Genomic DNA, 19,935 nt, shown 5'->3' with positions numbered 1-19,935 from the left:
GCGATGTCGGTGCCTCGGCGTAGCGTGGCCTGCGATGTCCGGGACCTTTCACGCTGCCGCGAGCGCCGCCGCCACCGATCCCACCGGCGATCTCGCCACCGGCACGGCCCCGCCCGGTCCCGGCGGCCCGGAGCCCACGCTGGCCAGCCGTCGCTCCGACGACCCGCGTCGCCACCTCGACTGGCGCCGACTGCGCGGCCGGGTCGCGGGGGTGGCCATGGTCGCCTCAGCCCTCGCCGCGATCGGCCAGGCGCTCGGCACCGTCGTCGCCGGCCGGCTGGCCGCCGACCCGACCGGTGCGCTCGTCGGGCTGCTCGCGGCCTGCGTGATCGGTGCCGCGCTGCTCGACACCGCCGGGCGCACCGCCTGGGCCGGGGTGGTCGACCGCGCCGAGGGCCGGCTGCGCGCCGACCTGCTCGACGCCGCCCTGCACCAGCCCCTCTCGGCGCTCTCCGAGCAGGCGGTCGGAGAGGTCCTGGACCGCGTCGACGACGACACCCACGAGGTCGGCACCCTGGTCCGTCGCCAGGTCTGGGACGCGATCCGCACCCTCTTCGCCTGCCTGCCGATGTGGATCGTGGCGGGGACGACCTGGTGGCCGGCCTGGCTGCTGTTCCCGGCCTTCGCTTCGGCGGCGATCTGGGTGGTGCGCCCGCTGCTGGGCGAGGTCGCGCGCCGCAAGGTGGTCGAGGAGATCGCCTGGACCGACCATGCCGCGGCGATGGAGGAGGGCGTCACCGGTCGCGACGACCTGCGCACCAGCCTGGGCCAGGCCCACGTGCTGCGCCGCAGCGCGCGGCTCTCGGCGCGGGTGCACGAGCTGTTCGCGGCGGTGCTGGCGGTGGAGGCCCGCATCGCCCGGCGCACCGGCGTCCTGCTGCACGCCCTGCTCGCGGCCGTGGGCGTGGTCGGGGTCGCGCTGGTCGTCGAGGGCGACCTGTCGGTGGCCCGCCTGGTCACGCTGTTCCTGGTCACCACGGCCTTCGTCGGCCAGATCGACCAGGTCGCCCAGCACCTGCCCGACCTGCAGGCCGGGCTGGGTGCGCTGGTGCGGCTGCGCCAGCTGCTGGAGGCCGAGCCGGAGCCGGCCGGCGGCCGACCGGTCCCGGCCGGACCGCTCGACCTGGACTTCCGCGACCTGCACTTCGCCTACACCGAAGGCACCTTCGCGCTGCGCGAGGTCGACCTGCGGGTGCCCGCCGGGACGACCTGCGCCCTGGTGGGTCGCACCGGCTCGGGCAAGTCGACGCTCGCCGCCCTCGTCTCGCGCGCCGTCGACCCGGAGCCGGGCAGCGTGCTGCTCGGCGGCGTCGACGTGCTCGACCTCGACCTGCAACAGCTGCGCGCCGCCGTCGGCGTGGTCACCCAGCGCACCGAGATCCTCGCCGGCACCCTGGCCGAGAACGTCGCGCTCTTCGCCGACCTGCCCCGCGCGCGCATCGAGGCGGCCGTGGCCGAGCTCGGCCTCGGCGACTGGGTCGCGGGCCTGCCCGACGGCCTCGACACCCGCCTCGGCCCGGGCGGCACCACGCTGTCGGCGGGGGAGGAGCAGCTGGTCGCGTTCGCCCGGCTGCTGGTGCGCGAGGTATCGGTGGTGATCCTCGACGAGGCCACCGCCCGGATGGACCCGCTCACCGAGGCGCGCGTGGTCCGGGCCGCCGACCGGCTGCTCACCGGCCGCACCGGCCTGCTGGTGGCCCACCGGCTCTCCAGCACCGAGCGCGCCGACCAGGTCGCCGTCCTCGGCGGCGGCCGGGTGCTCCAGCACGGCCCGCGCGCCAGGCTCGCGGCCGAGCCCGGCCCGTTCCGTTCCCTGCTCGAGGCCGGGGGCGCCGAGCAGGTCCCGGCGCCCGACCAGTCGGCCGCGCCCGTTCCCGAGGCCGCCGCGCTCGGCGGCGTACGACGCTCCGGGGCGCCGCCGGCGCTGCGCGAGCCCACCGAGGGCCCGAGCCTGACCCGGGGCATCTGGCACGCGTTGGTGGTGCAGCCGCAGTGGGGCCTGGCCGGCGCCGGCCTGTTCGTGCTGATCGCGATGGTGGGCGCGTACGGCGCCGCCACCGGCTGGATCTGGGGCCACCTGGTGCAGGACCTGCGCGACGGTGACACCTCGCCGTGGGGACTGAGCGCCGCGCTCACCGTCTCCCTGATCGCCTCGCCGCTGCTGCTCGCGGAGGCGTTCCGGCGCTACCCGCGCTGGTGGGTCGAGGTGCTGTTGCGGGTGCGGATGTCGGTGCTGGCCGGCCAGACCGACCAGCGCCGGCTGCGGCGCACCCCGCCGGGCGAGGTCGTCGCCCGCGCGATGGACGCCGACCGGTTCGCGCGCTACGCCGACCGCTGGGTCGACGTGCTCACCGGGTTCCTGCTCGTCGTGGTCACCGCGGCGGCGAGCGTCAACCTGCTCGCCGGCGGGGTGCTGCTCGCCGTCATGGCCGCCTCCGCCCTGGCCTCGACCCTCGGACGCCCGGTCGCGGGCCGCTCCGCGACCGAGTCCTCGACCGCGCGCGCCGGGTTCGGCCGCTCGCTGGTCTCGGCGCTGGAGTCGGCCCGCACGGTCAAGCTGGCCGCCGCCACCCCGGCCGTCCACGCCCACCTGCGCCGCGTCGACGGCGGGCGGGTCACCGCCGCCGTCCGCGAGCACCGGGTGCAGGCGCTGCTCGACGGCGTCCCGGTCGTGATGGTGCAGTGCGGGGTCGTGGCGGCCTGGGCGGTGCTGGTGCTCGATGGCTGGGACCTGGCCACGGCGCTGCTGGTGGCCAACGTCGTCAACGGGTTCGGCTGGTTCGGCCGGGTCGCCGGGGCCGTCATCACCGAGGCACCGGGCACCCGCTCCTGGCAGCGGGAGACCACCCGGCTCGCCGGCGGCGGCGACCTGATGGACCTGCCGCCGGGCATCGACCTGGTCACCGGCGAGGCGCCCGCCCCGACGCCGGCGACCCGGACGCCGTTGCGCGAGCTGGAGCTGCGCGACCTGTCCGCGGTCCACGACGACGGCACCCGTGGCGTGGTCGGCGTCGACCTCACCGTCAGGGCCGGCGAGCTGGTGCTGCTCCTCGGGCAGGTCGGTGCGGGCAAGTCCAGCCTGCTCGCCGCACTCGCCGGCCTGGTCGAGCACACCGGCGAGGTGCGCTGGAACGGCGTCGACGTCGAGGACCCCGAGTCCTTCCTGCGCCCCGGCCAGGTCGCCCACGTCGCCCAGGTGCCGCGGGTGCTCTCCGGCACCTTCACCGACAACGTCCGCCTGGGCCACGAGCGTCACCTCGAGCGCGCGGTCGCCGACGCGCGGCTGGGCCACGACGTGGCCGGCGCCGGGGGACCGGACGCGGTCGTCGGGCACCGCGGTGTCCGGCTGTCCGGCGGGCAGGTCCAGCGCCTCGCTCTGGCCCGCGCGCTCGCCGCCGACGCCGAGCTGCTGCTCGCCGACGACGTCTCCAGCGCGCTCGATGCCGCCACCGAGATCGAGCTGTGGACCGCGCTGCGCGAGCGCGGGACCACCGTGCTCGGCGCGACCTCGAAGCGGGCGGCGCTGGAGCAGGCCGACCGGGTGGTCGTGCTCGTCGACGGGCACGTGCGCGAGGTGGGCCCCTGGGCCGACCTGGCCCCGCGCTGGGGACACCTGGCCGGCTGACCGCCCCCCCGCTCAGGGGGTCGCGGGGAGGGTGTCGAGGAGGTAGCGCTCGGCGGAGCCGGACTGCTCCGCGAGGTCCCACAGCGTCGCGCTGGAGGTCGCATCGGTGGCGGGCGCGACACCTCGTCGCTGCGCGCTCACTCCGTCGGTCTGGACGGTCTGGTCGGCCGCGAGCAGCTCGACGGCCCGGCTCAGCGCGGCGCGGTCCGGGGTGGCGGTGTCGAGCAGGGTGGTGAGGTCGCGCAGGCTCGAGCGCAGGCGCTCGAGCTCGGCGAGCTGGCGCTCGTCGAGGCGCTCGCGGTCGGGGACGAGCTCGTCCTGCTTCTGCGAGGCGTCGCGGTGCAGCGCGACCAGCTCCGGCGCCGAGGGGCGCGCCGCGGCCGCGGCGGCCTGGAGCACCGCGGCGGTGGCCTCGGTCGCGGAGGCGACGCGCTCGCGCAGGGGCGCGGGCCGGAACGCCGGGACGACCGCGAACCCGAGGACCAGCCCGACGGCGACTGCGCAGGCGGTCAGCGCGACGTACTGCACCAGCAGCTCGCCGGGATCGAGGTCGCGGGTGACAGCGTTGAACCCGACGCTGACCACCACCATGAAGCCGGCGCCCAGCGCCGGGCGGGAGACGATGTACCAGAGCCCCAGCGCGAGCGCGACGGCCGCGACCGCGGTCAGGTACCGCTCCGGCACGGTCAGCAGGATCACCGCGACCGCGGCAGACCCGGCCACCACGCCGATGACCTTGTTGCGGACCTTGGCGAGGGTGTCGCGCCAGCTGGCCTGCAGGATGCTGAACGTGGTCAGCAGGACCGTGCTGACCAGCGGGTCGCCCGGCTCGAGACCGGCCGTCACCACCAGCATCACCAGCAGCCCGAACGCCGTGCGGAGGGCATGGCGCACCTGGATCGAGCGCCACCGCGTGGAGGGGTGCAGGACCGCGTCGCGGAGCTCGTGGCGATCACCGCCGTCGAGCACGACGGAGGTCGTGTCGCGCGCACGCAGCGCCTGCTCCACGCTGTCCAGTGCGGTCGCCGCCGGCCCGGGGCCGCCGCGTGGCGCTGCGCTCGAGGCGGTCGGCGTGTCGTCGGGAGCCGGCGGGTGCTTGGCGCGCAGCTGGCCGGCGAGCTCCTCGGCACGACTGCGCAGGGCGGCGATGTCGCCGGGGTCGCCGGAAACGGTGAGCTCGGCCTGGCGCAGGGCGAGCCGGTAGCGCGAGGCGCCCTCGAGCGCGCGGGCCAGCCAGCGCTGCCGGCCGTCGTGCAACCAGGTGTCGAACGCGGTCGTGGTGGCCGCTGCCGCGTCGTCGGCGAGGAGCACCTGGGCGATCTGCTCGCGCGTCGGCTTCGAGGGGTCGGAGATGCCCAGCAGCACCCGCACCAGGAGGGCCACCGCCACACCGGCGACCGCGGCGCCGATCACCTGCCGGTGGTCAGCGGTCCCGTGGGTGGCGTAGGCGTAGGAGTAGAGCGTGGTCATGCCCAGGCCGAGCCCGGCGTTGGCATAGCGCGGGCCCCGCAGCGGGAGCAGCGCGGCGACGAAGCCGATCACCACCACGAGCGCGATCGCGGCCGGTCGCGAGACCTCGGTGAGCAGCCGGGGCACGATCGCGCCGAACAGCAGCAGCGGCACCGTCAGCGAGGCGGCCCGCAGGTCGGCGCGCAGCGGGCCGCCCATGAGCGCGACCAGCGAGAACAGCCCCACCATGCCGCCGATGATGGCGGCGGGCCCGGCGTCGAAGCTGTCCGCGACCACGACGGCGGGCACCACCACGATCGCCATCAGCAACAGGAGCACCGGGCTGCCCCCGGGCTTGCCGGGCTGCGCCGTGTGCTGCGGTGTCGAGGCGTCGAGCTGCGGCGCGTCGCTCATGTCCTCTCCTCCCGAGACGGAGGCGGTCATGACGAGTGTAGAGCCGTGTGGCGCAGGTCACTACCGCTGGCGGGTGGGACTGCCTGATCCGGAGCCCGGAGCCGGAATAGCGCGCCCGGTGAGGGCCGTTGGACACTAGGTGCCCGTCGACTCCGCCTCCCCCCTCGCCGCGCCCGCAGACGCCGACCGAGCCCGTGCTCCCCACGTCGGCCTGGCGATCCTGGCCCTGGCGATGGGTGGGTTCACGATCGGGACCACCGAGTTCGTGACGATGGGGCTGCTGCCCCAGGTCGCCGACGGGGTCGGCGTCTCGATCCCGACCGCCGGCCACACCATCTCCGCCTACGCCCTCGGCGTCGTGATCGGCGCGCCCGTCCTCGCCTACTTCGGGGCGACCTGGCCGCGGCGCGCGCTGCTGCTGTGGCTGATGGGCGCCTACGCGCTGTTCAACCTGCTCAGCGCCGCCGCGCCGTCGTATGAGGTGCTGGCCCTGGCGCGCTTCCTCGACGGCCTGCCGCACGGCATCTACTTCGGTGTCGCCTCGCTCCTGGCGGCCAGCCTGGTGCCGCCCGAGCGCACCGGCCGCGCGGTCGCATCGGTCATGCTCGGGCTCTCGATCGCCAACGTGGTCGGGGTCCCCGCCGCGACCTGGCTGGGGCAGGTCCTCGGCTGGCGCGCGGCGTACGTCGTGGCGGCGGTGCTCGCGGGGATCACCGTCGTGCTGGTGCGCGCGTTCGTGCCGGCGCGCCCGGGCGACCCGGAGGCGACCGGGCGTCGCGAGCTGTCCGCGTTCGGCCGCCCGCAGGTCTGGCTGACCCTCGCCGCCGGTGCCGTCGGCTTCGGCGGGATGTTCGCGGTCTACTCCTACATCGCGCCGACCGTGACCGACCTCGGCGGGCTGGGGGACGGCGCCGTCCCGGTCTTCCTGCTGGCCTTCGGGCTCGGCATGGTCGCCGGCACCTGGGCGGGCGGGGAGCTGGCCGGCTGGTCGGTGTTCGGCTCGCTGTTCCTCGGCGCGATCGGCACCGGCGTCGTGATGGTGCTGTTCTTCCTCGCCGCGCCGCACGGCTGGTGGGCGCTGCCGGCCGTCTTCGCGATCACCGCCCTCGGCTCGGTGCTCGTGGTGAACCTCCAGCTGCGCCTGATGGACGTGGCCGGGGAGGCCCGCACCCTCGGCGCCGCGATGAACCACGCCTCGCTCAACGCCGCCAACGCGCTCGGCGCCTGGTCCGGTGGCCTGGTGATCGCGGCCGGCCACGGCTACCGCTCCACCGCGCTGGTCGGGCTCGGGTTCAGCGTCCTGGGCGTCGCGGTGCTGCTCTGGTCGGCGCTGTGGCAGCGCTCGAGCAACGCCCGGGCGCAGTCCGCCCGGTCCTGAGCCGACCCGGCAGCGACGCGACGTCGGACACACACCGACGCCCCGGTCTGCGCGCATCGGGGTCCATCGGCGAGAATCGGGGTGTGTCCACCACACCCACCGCCCGCCCTCGCGTCCTCTCCGGCATCCAGCCGACCGCCGACTCCTTCCACTTCGGCAACTACCTCGGCGCGCTGCGGCAGTGGGTCACCCTGCAAGACGAGTACGAGCCCTTCTTCTTCATCGCCGACCAGCACGCGATCACCGTCGAGCAGGACCCGAAGGTGCTGCGCGAGCGCTCGCTGCGCGCCGCCGCCCAGCTGCTGGCCGCGGGGGTGGACCCCGCGAAGTCCGCGATCTTCATGCAGTCCCACGTGCCCGCGCACGCGCAGCTGGGCTGGGTGCTGCAGTGCCTCACCGGGTTCGGCGAGGCGCGCCGGATGACGCAGTTCAAGGACAAGTCCGCCAAGGGCGGTGAGGGCGCCGCGAGCGTGGGGCTGTTCACCTACCCGGTGCTGATGGCGGCCGACATCCTGCTCTACCGCCCGGCGTACGTCCCGGTGGGCGAGGACCAGCGCCAGCACCTCGAGCTCACCCGCGACCTCGCGCAGCGCTTCAACAGCCGCTACAAGAAGACCTTCCGGCTGCCGGAGCCCTACATCATCAAGGAGACCGCGAAGATCGCGGACCTGCAGGACCCGACGCGCAAGATGTCGAAGTCCGCGTCCTCGCCCGCGGGCATCATCGAGATGCTCGACGAGCCCAAGGTGAGCGCCAAGAAGATCCGCTCCGCGGTGACCGACTCCGAGGCCGAGGTCCGCTTCGACCCCGAGCACAAGCCCGGCGTGTCCAACCTGCTGACGATCTACTCCGCCCTGACCGGGGACGGCGTCGAGGAGATCGCCGAGCGGTACGCCGGCCGCGGGTACGGCGACCTGAAGAAGGACCTCGCCGAGGTCGTGGTCGACTTCGTGACGCCCTTCCGGGACCGCACCCTCGAGCTGGTCGAGCACCGCGATCACCTCACCGAGGTGCTGCGCTCGGGAGCCGAGCGCGCCGCCGAGGTCGCGGAGCGCACCCTGGCCGACGTCTACGAGAGGGTGGGGTTCGTCGCCCGCTGAGCAACGCCCTGTCCGCCGGCCCCGGGCCGGCTACTAGTCTCGACGCAGAAGGGGGTGGCGCATTGCCGACCATCGGTGTGGCGGTCGCGATCCCGGAGCCGTGGGCGACCCAGCTCCAGGAGTACCGGATGTCCGTGGGTGACACCACGGCGACGATGATCCCGACCCACATCACGCTGGTGCCTCCCACCGAGGTGCCCGCCGACGGCCTGCCGGCCGTGGAGGACCACCTGGCCCGGGTGGCCGCCGGCTCCGCGCCGTACCGGGTCCACCTGCGGGGGACCGGCACGTTCCGCCCGGTCTCGCCGGTCGTCTTCGTGATGCTCGCGGAGGGCATCTCCTCCTGCGAGCAGCTGGCCGCCGGCGTGCGCCGGGGCCCGCTCGCGGTGGAGCTGGACTTCCCCTACCACCCGCACGTGACGGTGGCCCACCACCTCGACGACGCGCGGCTCGACCAGGCCTTCACCGAGCTCGCCGACTTCGAGTGCCGCTTCGAGGTCGACCGCTTCCACCTCTACGTGCACGACGACACGGCAGGCTGGCAGCCCACCCGGGACTTCGTCCTGACCGGCCCGACCCCGGAGGGCTGACGCACATGGCAGCGGGGCCGGCGGCCGCCGTCACGCGGCGCCTCGACGCGCTGCGCGCCCGCCGCCCGCTGCTCGACCACGTGGTGCGCATGCAGGAGCACTACAGCGCGGTGAAGGCCACCCAGCAGGCCGGGGCGGTCACCTACTTCGCGTTCTTGTCCTTCTTCCCGCTGCTGGCGCTGTCGGTCTTCGTGGTCGGCCGGATCTCGCTGGTCTACCCCGATGCGGACGCCGCGCTGCGCGACGCCATCGACGCGGTCATCCCCGGGATGATCGGCCCGGGCGCGCACCAGATCTCCCTCGACGACATCCGCACCTTCTCCGGCGTCGCCGCGGTGATCGGCCTCGCCGGTGTGCTGTACGCCGGCCTGGGCTGGGTCTCGGCCCTGCGCCGCGCGCTGGCCGCGGTCTTCGAGATCCCCGAGGGGGAGCAGCCGGGGTTCGTGGCGGGCAAGCTGCGCGACCTGCTCTCGCTGGTCGTGCTCGGCACCGTCTTGTTCGTCGGGGTCGCGCTCACCGGATTCGTGGCCGGCTTCTCCGGCGACCTGCTCGACTGGCTGGGCCTGGACCGGGCGCTGGGCTGGGCGGTGCGCCTGCTCACCGTCGTGCTCGGCCTGGGCGCCGGGATGCTGGTCTTCTTCTTGATGTTCCGCCTGCTCTCCGCGCCCTCGGTGCCGCGCCGCTCGCTGTGGTACGGCGCCGCGGTCGGCGCGATCGCCTTCGAGGTGCTCAAGCAGGCCTCCGGGCTGCTGCTGGGCGCCACCCGCGGGCAGCCGGCGTTCCAGGCCTTCGGGATCGCGCTGATCCTGCTGGTCTGGATGAACTACACCTCCCGCGTCGTGCTGTACGGCGCGTGCTGGGCCTGGACCACGCCACAGGCGCGTGCCCGGCGCGGCGCGGACCCCGTGGATCCGGTCCAGGGCCCGCGGATGCCGAGCCGCGAGGAGGCTGAGTCCACCGATCCCGCCCGACCCACCCGGGTCGCGGCGTTCATCGCCGGAGCCGCCACCGCGGTCGGGCTCCGGCTGCTTCTGCACCGGAAGGAAACGTAAGTGAAGTTCGAGCGCAAGCACGCCGTACTCCTGCTCGCGGTTGCCGCCTGGAACGTCTTCTCGTTCGGCAACTTCGCGCGCAACCTGGGCAACGCCTGGTCCGCGGGGGAGGAGCGGGCCACCGGCTACTGGGTCGCCCACACGGTCCTGATCGTCGTCAACTTCGTCATCGCCGGTCTGCTCGGCTCGCTCGGGGTGAAGGCGCTGCGCGCCTCGAAGCGCTGAGCACAGGACGCAAATGCACTGCGGGCCGGTGACCACCGAGGTGGTCACCGGCCCGCGGCGCGTGGTGCCGGTCGTGCGTCAGCGGCCCTGGGCGATGGCCGTGCGCAGGTCCTTGTTGAGCTGGGAGATCACGTCGAGCGGGATCTCCTTGGGGCAGGCGTTGGTGCACTCGCCGATGTTGGTGCAGCCGCCGAAGCCCTCGGCGTCGTGCTGGGAGACCATGTCGACCACGCGGGAGTAGCGCTCCGGCTGACCCTGCGGCAGCTCACCGAGGGCGGTGATCTTGGCACCCATGAACAGCGAGGCCGAGCCGTTGGGGCAGGCGGCGACGCAGGCGCCGCAGCCGATGCAGGTGGCGGCGTTGAAGGCGCGCATGGCCTTGTCACGCGGGGCCGGCACCGAGTTGGCCTCGGGGGCCGAACCGGTGTTCGCCGAGATGTAGCCACCGGACTGGATGATCCGGTCGAACGCGGAGCGGTCGACGATCAGGTCCTTGATGACCGGGAACGGGTCCGCGCGCCACGGCTCGATGGTGATCGTCTCGCCGTCGGTGAACGAGCGCATGTGCAGCTGGCAGGTCGTGGTGACCTCCGGGCCGTGCGCCTCGCCGTTGATCATCAGCGAGCAGGTGCCGCAGATGCCCTCGCGGCAGTCGGAGTCGAACGCCACCGGCTCCTGACCCGAGGTGACGAGCTGCTCGTTGAGCAGGTCGAGCATCTCGAGGAACGACATGTCCTGCGACACGCCATCGAGCTCGTAGGTGTGCATCGCCCCTGCGGCCGACGCGTTCTCCTGGCGCCAGATCTTGAGGGTGAGCTTCACTTGTAGGACCTCTGCTTCATTTCGATGGCGGTGTAGATCAGGTCTTCCTTGTGCAGGACCGGCGCACCGTCGTCGCCGCCCCACTCCCAGGCCGCCACGTAGGCGAACTCGTCGTCGTGGCGCAGCGCCTCGCCGTCCTCGGTCTGCGACTCGCCACGGAAGTGGCCGCCGCAGGACTCGCGCCGGTTGAGGGCGTCGATGCACATCAGCTCACCGAGCTCGATGAAGTCGGCGACGCGGCCGGCCTTCTCGAGGTCCTGGTTGAGCGACTCACCGGAGCCCAGCACGCGGACGTTGCTCCAGAACTCCTTCTTGAGGTCCCGGATCAGGCCGATCGCACGCGTCAGGCCCTCCTTGGTCCGCTCCATGCCGCAGTACTCCCACATGATCGTGCCGAGCTCCTTGTGGAAGGACTCGACCGAGCGGGAACCGTTGATGGAGAGGAACTTGTCGATGCGCTCCTGCACCGACTCACGCGCCTCGACCACCGCGGGGTGGGACTCATCGATCGGCTCGAACGGGCCGTCGGCGAGGTAGTCGCGGATGGTGTTCGGCAGCACGAAGTAGCCGTCGGCCAGGCCCTGCATCAGCGCCGAGGCGCCGAGGCGGTTGGCGCCGTGGTCGGAGAAGTTGGCCTCACCGGTCACGAAGAGACCGGGGATGCTCGACTGGAGCTCGTAGTCGACCCACAGGCCGCCCATGACGTAGTGCACGGCGGGGTAGATGCGCATCGGCACCTCGTAGGGGTTCTCACCCGTGATCCGCGCGTACATGTCGAGGAGGTTGTCGTACTTCTCCTCGACCTTGTCGCGGCCGAGGCGACGGATCGCGTCGGTCAGGTCGAGGTAGACGCCGCGACGGACCTGGCGCTCGACGCCGTCCGGGCCGACCTCCTTGACCGTCGGGCCGACGCCGCGGCCCTCGTCGCACATGTACTTGGCCGCACGCGAGGCGATGTCGCGGGGGACCAGGTTGCCGAACGCCGGGTAGATCCGCTCCAGGAAGTAGTCGCGGTCCTCCTCGGGGATGTCGCGCGGGTCCTTCTCGCAGTCCTCGGCCTTCTTCGGCACCCAGACGCGGCCGTCGTTGCGCAGCGACTCCGACATCAGGGTCAGCTTCGACTGGTGGTCGCCGGTGACCGGGATGCAGGTCGGGTGGATCTGCGTGTAGCAGGGGTTGGCCATGTAGGCGCCCTTGCGGTGCGCGCGCCACGACGCGGTGACGTTGGAGCCCATCGCGTTGGTGGAGAGGTAGAAGACGTTGCCGTAGCCACCGGTGGCCAGGACGACGACGTCGGCGATGTGGGTCTCGATCGCGCCGGTGACCATGTCGCGGGCGATGATGCCGCGCGCCTTGCCGTCGGCGACGACGACCTCGAGCATCTCGTGGCGGGTGAACTGCTCCACGGTGCCCTCGGCGACCTGGCGCTCCAGCGCCTGGTAGGCGCCGAGCAGCAGCTGCTGGCCGGTCTGGCCGCGGGCGTAGAACGTGCGCGACACCTGCACGCCACCGAAGGAGCGGTTGTCGAGCAGGCCGCCGTACTCGCGGGCGAACGGGACGCCCTGCGCGACGCACTGGTCGATGATGTTCGCGCTCTCCTCGGCCAGGCGGTAGACGTTGGACTCGCGGGCGCGGTAGTCGCCGCCCTTGACCGTGTCGTAGAAGAGGCGGTAGGTGGAGTCGCCGTCCTCCTTGTAGTTCTTCGCCGCGTTGATGCCGCCCTGGGCCGCGATGGAGTGCGCGCGACGCGGGGAGTCCTGGTAGCAGAAGACCTTGACGTTGTAGCCGGCCTCGCCGAGCGTCGCCGCGGCCGCGCCACCGGCGAGGCCGGTGCCGACGATGATGATGTTGAGCTTGCGGCGGTTGGCCGGGTTGACCAGGCGGTTCTCGAACTTGCGGGTGGTCCAGCGCTCGGCGATCGGGCCGGTGGGGGCCTTCGGGTCGACGAGCTTGTCGCCGAGGACGTAGAAGCCCGCGGCGTCGTCGGACTTCTGCACCGGCGCCGTGTTGGTCGGCGTCAGGCCGGGGAGGAAATGAACGGAAGCCATGTCTTGGGGACCCTTACTTGGTGATGACGCCGAAGAGCGTGAACAGCGGGACCAGCGAGAAGCCGCCGGCGATGACCACCGCGACCACCCAGCCGGCCACACGCGCACGGGCGCGGGAGGTGGCGGTGTTGGTGAAGCCGAGCGTCTGCAGCGCGCTGAAGGTGCCGTGGTGGAGGTGCATGGCGAGCGCCAGCATCGCGACCAGGTAGATGAGGGTCATCCACCAGAGGTCGAAGGACTCCACCATCAGGTTGTACGGGTCGTTGGTCTCGCCGCCGGCGGGGTTCACCTTGCCGATCGTGAAGTGGATGAGGTGCCAGATGACGAAGAACAGGATCGCCAGGCCGCCCCAGCGCATCGTGCGCGAGGAGAGCGAGGAGCCCTTGTTCTTCTTCACCTCGTACTTCACCGTGCGGGCGTTGTTCGCACGCCGCCACAGGGCAGCCGCACTGCCGACGTGCACCACGAGCGCCACGATCAGGGCCACGCGCATGATCCACAGGAAGCCCTCGTAGGGGAGCATCGGCTCCCCAAACTCCCGGAGGTGGTGCGCGTAGCTGTTGTAGGCGTCGTGGCCCGCGAAGGCCTTGAGGTTGCCGTACATGTGCGCGAGCACATAGCCGATGAAGACGATGCCGCTGACCGCCATGGCCAGCTTGAGGGCGATCGTGGAGCGCGTCGCACGCGCTCCCTTGACGAGAGTCGGGGTTGCCACGGCAGCACGGTACCGCTCGCGGGCGCCCCAAAGGGCCTCGGGGACTGTGACAAATGCCCGGTTACCGCCCAGTACCCAGAAGTAAGGTAAGCCTAACCCGAATTGCGCTGCGCGTCACGTCGCCGGGTTCCATGCGCGTGTCGCGCCGGCCGTTCCTCTGGTGGTGAGCGACCTCGCGGCCCGTCTGGTGCGTCACAGTGGGACTCCCGGGGTGTGCCCGGGCCGCCGTACTACCTATGGTTCGCACCATGAATCCCGACACCACGGTCGAGGGTGGGCTCGCGGAGCCGACCGAGCTGGAGCCCGAGCAGGGCTCGCTCGACCTCGCCGACTCCGAGGACCGCGCCACGGTCGCCGACTGGGAGGCCGCCACCGCCGCGGTCCTGCGCAAGTCGCGACGCCTGACCGATGAGGACCCCGACTCGGCGGTGTGGGACAAGCTGACCCGCACGACGCTCGACGGCATCGGCATCACTCCGCTGGGCACCCCGCAGCTGCTCGACGCGCTGAGCACCGCCGGGCGTCCCTCGCGGACCGGGGCGTGGGACGTGCGCGCCCACCTCGGCGCGGGCCCGGACCGCTCGCGCAACGAGGCGGCGCTCGTCGACCTCGACGGCGGGGTGAGCTCCCTGTGGGTGCAGGTCGACACCGACACCGACCTCGCCACGCTGCTCGACGGCGTACTGCTCGACCTGGCGGGCGTCGTCCTGGACGCCGCGGAGCCGGTCGCGGCCGCGCGGTCCTTCCTCTCCCTGGCCGGGGGCACCCCCCTGGCCGCGGGCACCAACCTGGGTGTCAGCGCCGCGGCGTCCGAGGCCGACCTCGTCGAGGTCGCCACCCTGGCCCGTGACGCCGGCCTTCTCGGCGTCGTCGCGGACGCCACCGTCGTGCACGACCAGGGCGCCTCCGACGTCCAGGAGCTCGCCCAGTCGCTGGTCCTCGGCGTCCGTGCTCTGCGGGTGCTGAGCGCCGCCGGCCTCGGCGTCGACGAGGCCGCAGGACTGCTGGAGTTCCGCTACGCCGTCACCGACGAGCAGTTCCCGAGCATCGCCAAGCTGCGCGCCGCGCGCCGGCTCTGGGCGCGGGTGCTGGAGCTGAGCGGCGCCGAGACGTCCACGCAGCGCCAGCACGTGGTCACCAGCCGGCCGATGATGAGCCGCTACGACCCCTACGTGAACATGCTGCGCACCACCGTCGCCGCGTTCGCCGCGGGCGTCGGCGGCGCCGACGCCGTCACCGTGCTGCCCTTCGACGCCCCGCTCGGGCGTCCCGAGGCGTTCGGGCGCCGGATCGCGCGCAACACCTCCCACCTGCTCATCGAGGAGTCCCACGTCGCCGCGGTCGCCGACCCGGCCGGTGGTGCCTACGCCGTGGAGAAGCTGACCGACGACCTGGCCCTCGCTGCCTGGGAGCTGTTCGGTCGCCTCGAGGACGGCGCCTCCCTCGAGGAGCTGATCGCCGAGACCGTCGCCCGCCGTGAGGCCGAGGTCGCGCGCCGCAAGCGTCCGATCACCGGCGTCAGCGAGTTCCCGAACCTCGCCGAGGAGCTGCCGCAGCGCGAGCCCGACGGCGGGTTCGACGGCGTGCGCTCCTACGGCGCTAGCTTCGAGGCCCTGCGCGATGAGCCTGCGGCGCGCCCGGTCTTCCTCGCCACGCTGGGCACCGTCGCCTCGCACACCGCCCGCGCCACGTTCGCCAGCAACCTGTTCGCCGCCGGCGGGATCGCCGTCGAGGTGGCCGGCCCGACCGCGGACGCCGAGGCGCTCGCCGCGGCGTACACCGCCTCGAGCGGCAGCCCCGTGGTCTGCCTGGCCGGCAGCGACGCGACCTACGCCGAGTGGGCCCCGGCCGCCGTGGAGGCGCTGCGCGCCGCCGGCGCCACGCGGGTCCTCATCGCCGGCAAGCCGATCGACGGCCTGACCGACGACTCCTGCGCGGTGGGCGTCGATGCCCTCGCGTTCCTCACCCGCACCCGGGAGGCACTGGCATGAGTGTTCCGAAGTCCTTCTCCGGCCTGTCGCTGAGCGGCGACGCCGCCGCGGCGCGTGGCGCCGGCCCGGCCGTCTCCGGCCAGCCCTGGACCGCGCCGGAGGGCATCGAGATCAAGCCCTCCTACGGCCCCGACGACATCGCCGGTCTCGACGCGCTCGACACCTTCCCGGGGCTGAGCCCGTTCCTGCGCGGGCCGTACCCGACGATGTACACCACCCAGCCCTGGACGATCCGCCAGTACGCCGGGTTCTCGACCGCCGAGGAGTCCAACGCCTTCTACCGCCGCAACCTCGCGGCCGGCCAGAAGGGCCTCTCGGTCGCCTTCGACCTGGCCACCCACCGCGGCTACGACTCCGACCACCCGCGGGTGCGCGGCGACGTCGGTATGGCCGGCGTGGCGATCGACTCGATCTATGACACCCGCACCCTCTTCGACGGCATCCCGCTCGATGAGATGTCGGTGTCGATGACCATGAACGGCGCGGTGCTGCCGGTCCTGGCGCTCTACATCGCGGCGGCCGAGGAGCAGGGGGTGAAGCCGGAGCAGCTCGCGGGGACGATCCAGAACGACATCCTCAAGGAGTTCATGGTCCGCAACACCTACATCTACCCGCCGGCGCCGTCGATGCGGATCATCTCCGACATCTTCGCCTTCACCAGCCAGCGGATGCCGCGGTTCAACTCGATCTCGATCTCCGGCTACCACATGCAGGAGGCCGGAGCGACCGCCGACCTCGAGCTCGCGTACACCCTCGCCGACGGCGTGGAGTACATCCGCGCCGGCCTGGAGAGCGGGCTGAGCATCGACCAGTTCGCGCCCCGCCTGAGCTTCTTCTGGGCGATCGGCATGAACTTCTACATGGAGGTCGCCAAGATGCGCGCCGCCCGGGCCCTGTGGGCCCGCCTGGTGCGCCAGTTCGACCCGAAGAACCCCAAGTCGCTGAGCCTGCGCACGCACAGCCAGACCTCCGGCTGGTCGCTGACCGCCCAGGACGTGTTCAACAACGTCGGGCGCACCGCGATCGAGGCGATGGCCGCGACCCAGGGCCACACCCAGTCGCTGCACACCAACGCCCTCGACGAGGCGATCGCGCTGCCGACCGACTTCTCCGCCCGCATCGCCCGCAACACCCAGCTGCTGCTGCAGCAGGAGTCCGGCACCACCGGCACCATCGACCCGTGGGCGGGCTCCTACTACGTCGAGCGCCTCACCCACGACCTCGCGGAGCGCGCCTGGGCGCACATCCAGGAGGCCGAGAGCGCCGGCGGCATGGCCAAGGCCATCGAGCAGGGCATCCCGAAGATGCGCATCGAGGAGGCCGCGGCCCGCACCCAGGCCCGCATCGACTCCGGTGCGCAGGCCGTGATCGGCGTGAACACCTACCGGCTCGCGGCCGAGGACAAGCTCGACGTCCTGCGCGTCGACAACGACGAGGTCTACCGCGCCCAGGTCGCCAAGCTCGAGCGGCTGCGCGCCGAGCGCGACGACGCCGAGGTCACCCGCGCCCTGGAGCACCTGACCAACGCCGCCGAGCGCGGCGCCGGGCAGGGCCTGGAGGGCAACCTGCTCGGGCTCGCCGTCGACGCGGCCCGCGCCAAGGCGACCGTCGGGGAGATCTCGGAGGCGCTGGAGAAGGTCTACGGGCGCCACCAGGCGGTGATCCGTACGATCAGCGGCGTGTTCCGTGAGACCGCAAGCGCCGCCGGCGACAGCAAGCTCGACGAGGTCCTCGCCGCCACCGCGGCCTTCGAGGAGGCCGAGGGGCGCCGTCCGCGCATCCTGGTCGCCAAGATGGGCCAGGACGGCCACGACCGCGGCCAGAAGGTCATCGTCTCGGCGTTCGCCGACATGGGCTTCACCGTCGACGTGGGTCCGCTGTTCTCCACCCCGGAGGAGGTCGCCCAGCAGGCGATCGACGCGGACGTCCACATCGTCGGCGTCTCCTCGCTGGCGGCCGGGCACCTGACCCTGCTGCCCGCGCTCAAGCAGGCGCTGGCCGACCAGGGCCGCCCGGAGATCATGGTCGTGATCGGCGGCGTGATCCCGCCCGACGACGTCCCCACGCTGCTGGAGATGGGCGCGGCGGCGGTGTTCCTGCCCGGCACCGTCATCGCCGACTCGGCGCTGGACCTGCTCGCCAAGCTCCGCACGGACGGCTGAGGAGCGGGACGCACCCAGTGAGCGCCCCCGACCTCGACGCCCTCGTCGACGGCATCCGCGCGGGTCAGCGTGCCATGGCTGCGCGAGCGATCACGCTCGTGGAGTCGCGGCGCGCTGACCACCGCGCGGCCGCCCGCGAGCTGCTCGCGCGGCTCGCGGAGCAGGCCCCGGCCGCCCCGGCGGTCCGGGTCGGCATCTCGGGCGTGCCCGGGGTCGGCAAGTCGACATTCATCGAGACCCTCGGCACCCACCTGACCGCCCGCGGGCACCGGGTCGGCGTGCTGGCGGTGGATCCCTCCAGCGTGCGCACCGGCGGGTCGGTGCTCGGCGACAAGACCCGGATGCCCGCGCTCTCGGTCGACCCGAACGCGTTCATCCGGCCCTCGCCGTCGGCCGGCACGCTCGGCGGCGTCGCGGCGGCCACCTCGCAGGCGATGAGCGTGCTCGAGGGCGCCGGCTACGACGTGGTGCTCGTGGAGACGGTCGGGGTCGGGCAGTCCGAGATCACCGTGGCCGGGATGGTGGACACGTTCTTGTTCCTCACCCTGGCCCGCACCGGCGACCAGCTCCAGGGCATCAAGAAGGGCATCCTCGAGATCGCCGACGTGATCGCGGTCAACAAGGCCGATGCCGAGGGCGCCGGGGGAGTGGACCGCGAGGTCGAGGCCCGCGGCGCGGCGCGCGAGCTCGCCGGCGCGATGCGGATGGTGCGCGGTCCCCAGGAGTGGGCACCCCCCGTCGTGACCTGCTCGGGCCTCACCGGCACCGGCGTCGACGACGTGTGGGAGCGGGTGCTGGCGCACCGCGACCACCTCGGGCGCGACGGGCTGCTCGCCAAGCGCGCCCAGCAGCAGCTGGACTTCACCTGGACCCTCGTGCGCGACCAGCTCGACGAGCGGCTGCGCCGGTCCCCGGGGGTGGCCGCGCTGCGCGAGGGGCTCGCCGCCGACGTGCTCAGCGGGCGGCTCAGCGCGCCGGCCGCGGCCGACCGGATCCTGGCGGCGTACGACGCGGACCCGCGGGCCTGACCCGCGACCCTGTGGCGGGTGTTCCCAGCCGAGTCGTCTAGGCTCGCGATGATGCCCGCGGACGCCCCCACCCCGACCGACCCGACCACCAGCGCACTCCTCGCCGACGCCGTCGACCAGCATCTCGAGGACCTGCTCGCGCTCCGCCGGGACCTCCACGCGCACCCCGAGCTGTCGTGGCGCGAGACGCGCACGACGGCGCTCGTCGCCGACGAGGTCGAGAAGCTGGGCTGGCAGGTCACGCGGCTGCCGCGCACCGGCCTGGTCGCCGACCTGGGCGAGGAGGGCCCGATCGTCGCGCTGCGCGCGGACCTCGACGCGCTGCCCGTCCCGGACCTGACCGACGAACCCTGGGCGAGCACCGTCGAGGGCGTCGCCCACGCGTGCGGCCACGACGTGCACATCACCGCGGTGCTGGGCGCCGCGCGCGCACTGAGCGCCGCTCACGCGGCCGGCCGGCTGCCCGGGCGGGTGCGCCTGCTCTTCCAGCCCGCCGAGGAGGTCATGCCCGGCGGCGCGCTGACCCTGCTCGAGTTCGGCGCCCTCACCGGCGTCTCGCGGGTCTTCGGCCTGCACTGCGACCCCAGCCTCGATGTCGGGCACATCGGTCTGCGCGAGGGCCCGATCACCGGCGCGGCCGACCACCTGCAGGTGCAGCTCTCCGGCTCTGGCGGGCACACCTCGCGCCCGCACCTCACCGAGGACCTCACCTTCGCCCTGGGCAAGGTGGTCACCGAGCTGCCGGCGATCCTCTCGCGGCGCCTCGACCCCCGCGCCGGCGTGAGCGTGGTGTGGGGCGTGCTGCAGGCCGGCTCGGCGCACAATGTCGTGCCGAGCACCGGCTGGCTCGGCGGCACCGTGCGGATGCTCGACGCGATCGCCTGGTCCGAGGCGGAGAAGCTGGTGCCGGTGCTGATCGAGCAGATCGTCGCGCCGTACGGCGTGCATGCCGAGGTGGACTACCGCCGCGGCGTCCCGCCGGTCGTCAACGAGGCCCGCTCCATCGCGCTGCTGGCCGCCGCGACGGAGGACGTGCTCGGGCCCGGTGGGCCCGTCGTCACCCAGCAGAGCCTCGGCGGTGAGGACTTCGGGTGGTACCTCGACCACCTGCCCGGCGCGATGATGCGCCTGGGCACCCGCACGCCCGGCGGCACGACGTACGACCTGCATCAGGGGGACCTGCGCGTCGACGAGCGCGCGGTCGCCATCGGCGCCAAGATCCTCGCCGGCGTGGCTCTCGCCGCCCTCGCCTGACCTCCCTTTCGCCGAGTCGGCGCCAATGGTGCGCCGAGTCGGCGCTTGTGGCGACCCAGGTCTCGACTCGACCGGTAGAACT

Annotated in this window: 14 protein-coding genes; 10 read left to right on the top strand and 4 right to left on the bottom strand. The window is 73.1% G+C overall.

Annotated features, from left to right (window positions below):
• Positions 1-34 precede the first annotated feature (34 nt).
• Entirely contained in the window at positions 35-3,625 is a 3,591-nt protein-coding gene (locus GFH29_RS16495) for an ATP-binding cassette domain-containing protein (protein WP_153324869.1), read from the top strand.
• A gap of 12 nt (positions 3,626-3,637) precedes the next feature.
• Here the strand turns inward: GFH29_RS16495 and GFH29_RS16490 are convergent, their stop codons facing one another.
• A complete protein-coding gene (locus tag GFH29_RS16490; RefSeq protein ID WP_153324868.1) occupies positions 3,638-5,488 on the bottom strand; it encodes an FUSC family protein in 1,851 nt (616 codons plus the stop codon).
• A gap of 139 nt (positions 5,489-5,627) precedes the next feature.
• Between GFH29_RS16490 and GFH29_RS16485 the strand changes: the two genes are divergently transcribed.
• The 5 genes from GFH29_RS16485 (at position 5,628) to GFH29_RS16465 (ending at position 9,833) form a co-directional block, all read left to right on the top strand.
• Positions 5,628-6,866 carry an MFS transporter gene (locus tag GFH29_RS16485; RefSeq protein ID WP_228387560.1) on the top strand — a complete coding sequence of 413 codons (1,239 nt, stop codon included), beginning with the start codon at positions 5,628-5,630 and terminating at the stop codon, positions 6,864-6,866.
• An 83-nt stretch (positions 6,867-6,949) separates the two neighbouring features.
• Complete coding sequence (gene trpS, locus GFH29_RS16480; protein WP_228387559.1) at positions 6,950-7,966, top strand: tryptophan--tRNA ligase; 1,017 nt, start codon at positions 6,950-6,952, stop codon at positions 7,964-7,966.
• A 62-nt stretch (positions 7,967-8,028) separates the two neighbouring features.
• A complete protein-coding gene (locus GFH29_RS16475; protein WP_153324867.1) occupies positions 8,029-8,556 on the top strand; it encodes a 2'-5' RNA ligase family protein in 528 nt (175 codons plus the stop codon).
• A gap of 5 nt (positions 8,557-8,561) precedes the next feature.
• A complete protein-coding gene (locus GFH29_RS16470; RefSeq protein ID WP_153324866.1) occupies positions 8,562-9,608 on the top strand; it encodes a YihY/virulence factor BrkB family protein in 1,047 nt (348 codons plus the stop codon).
• On the top strand, positions 9,609-9,833 hold the full coding sequence (locus tag GFH29_RS16465; protein ID WP_153324865.1) for an SCO4848 family membrane protein: 225 nt from the start codon (positions 9,609-9,611) through the stop codon (positions 9,831-9,833). It abuts the gene before it with no gap.
• 78 nt (positions 9,834-9,911) lie between these two features.
• On the opposite strand, the gene GFH29_RS16460 is transcribed toward GFH29_RS16465, so the two are convergent.
• From GFH29_RS16460 to GFH29_RS16450, 3 genes are read right to left on the bottom strand one after another with little or no spacing between them, the layout of a single operon-like run.
• The gene (locus tag GFH29_RS16460) at positions 9,912-10,655 is read right to left on the bottom strand and encodes a succinate dehydrogenase/fumarate reductase iron-sulfur subunit (RefSeq protein ID WP_153324864.1); all 744 of its coding nucleotides are present in this window, start codon (positions 10,653-10,655) and stop codon (positions 9,912-9,914) included.
• Complete coding sequence (locus tag GFH29_RS16455; RefSeq protein WP_153324863.1) at positions 10,652-12,703, bottom strand: fumarate reductase/succinate dehydrogenase flavoprotein subunit; 2,052 nt, start codon at positions 12,701-12,703, stop codon at positions 10,652-10,654. Before GFH29_RS16455 ends, GFH29_RS16460 begins: the two co-directional genes overlap by 4 nt.
• Positions 12,704-12,716: 13 nt before the next feature.
• A complete protein-coding gene (locus GFH29_RS16450) occupies positions 12,717-13,418 on the bottom strand; it encodes a succinate dehydrogenase cytochrome b subunit (RefSeq protein WP_153324862.1) in 702 nt (233 codons plus the stop codon).
• A gap of 248 nt (positions 13,419-13,666) precedes the next feature.
• On the opposite strand from GFH29_RS16450, the gene GFH29_RS16445 reads away from it, so the two are divergent.
• Genes GFH29_RS16445 through GFH29_RS16430 form a run of 4 tightly spaced genes read left to right on the top strand, consistent with a single transcriptional unit; the run spans position 13,667 to position 19,853 of the window.
• Positions 13,667-15,409, top strand: coding sequence for a methylmalonyl-CoA mutase family protein (locus tag GFH29_RS16445; protein ID WP_153324861.1), 1,743 nt, complete (start codon positions 13,667-13,669; stop codon positions 15,407-15,409).
• Positions 15,406-17,571: a methylmalonyl-CoA mutase gene (gene scpA / locus GFH29_RS16440; RefSeq protein WP_153324860.1), complete on the top strand. Its 2,166-nt coding sequence runs from the start codon at positions 15,406-15,408 to the stop codon at positions 17,569-17,571. The genes GFH29_RS16445 and scpA overlap by 4 nt, the downstream gene beginning before the upstream one ends.
• Before the next feature lie 17 nt (positions 17,572-17,588).
• Positions 17,589-18,599 (top strand): methylmalonyl Co-A mutase-associated GTPase MeaB, encoded by a 1,011-nt coding sequence (gene meaB / locus GFH29_RS16435; protein WP_153324859.1) that lies wholly within the window; start codon positions 17,589-17,591, stop codon positions 18,597-18,599.
• Positions 18,600-18,650: 51 nt separating this feature from the next.
• Entirely contained in the window at positions 18,651-19,853 is a 1,203-nt protein-coding gene (locus GFH29_RS16430) for an amidohydrolase (protein ID WP_153324858.1), read from the top strand.
• Positions 19,854-19,935 lie beyond the last annotated feature (82 nt).

Source organism: Nocardioides sp. dk884 (genome assembly GCF_009557055.1).
In the GTDB taxonomy this organism is placed as follows: domain Bacteria; phylum Actinomycetota; class Actinomycetes; order Propionibacteriales; family Nocardioidaceae; genus Nocardioides.
Note: the sequence above shows the minus strand (reverse complement) of the source record. Positions and strands in the feature narration are given on the sequence as shown.

What these genes read in the sequence shown, in the direction of transcription:
- GFH29_RS16495 (WP_153324869.1), top strand. Translation starts at nt 35, where the DNA reads ATGTCCGGGACCTTTCACGCTGCCGCGAGCGCCGCCGCCACCGATCCC.
- GFH29_RS16490 (WP_153324868.1), bottom strand. Translation starts at nt 5,488, where the DNA reads ATGAGCGACGCGCCGCAGCTCGACGCCTCGACACCGCAGCACACGGCG.
- GFH29_RS16470 (WP_153324866.1), top strand. Translation starts at nt 8,562, where the DNA reads ATGGCAGCGGGGCCGGCGGCCGCCGTCACGCGGCGCCTCGACGCGCTG.
- GFH29_RS16455 (WP_153324863.1), bottom strand. Translation starts at nt 12,703, where the DNA reads ATGGCTTCCGTTCATTTCCTCCCCGGCCTGACGCCGACCAACACGGCG.
- GFH29_RS16445 (WP_153324861.1), top strand. Translation starts at nt 13,667, where the DNA reads ATGAATCCCGACACCACGGTCGAGGGTGGGCTCGCGGAGCCGACCGAG.
- scpA (WP_153324860.1), top strand. Translation starts at nt 15,406, where the DNA reads ATGAGTGTTCCGAAGTCCTTCTCCGGCCTGTCGCTGAGCGGCGACGCC.
- GFH29_RS16430 (WP_153324858.1), top strand. Translation starts at nt 18,651, where the DNA reads ATGCCCGCGGACGCCCCCACCCCGACCGACCCGACCACCAGCGCACTC.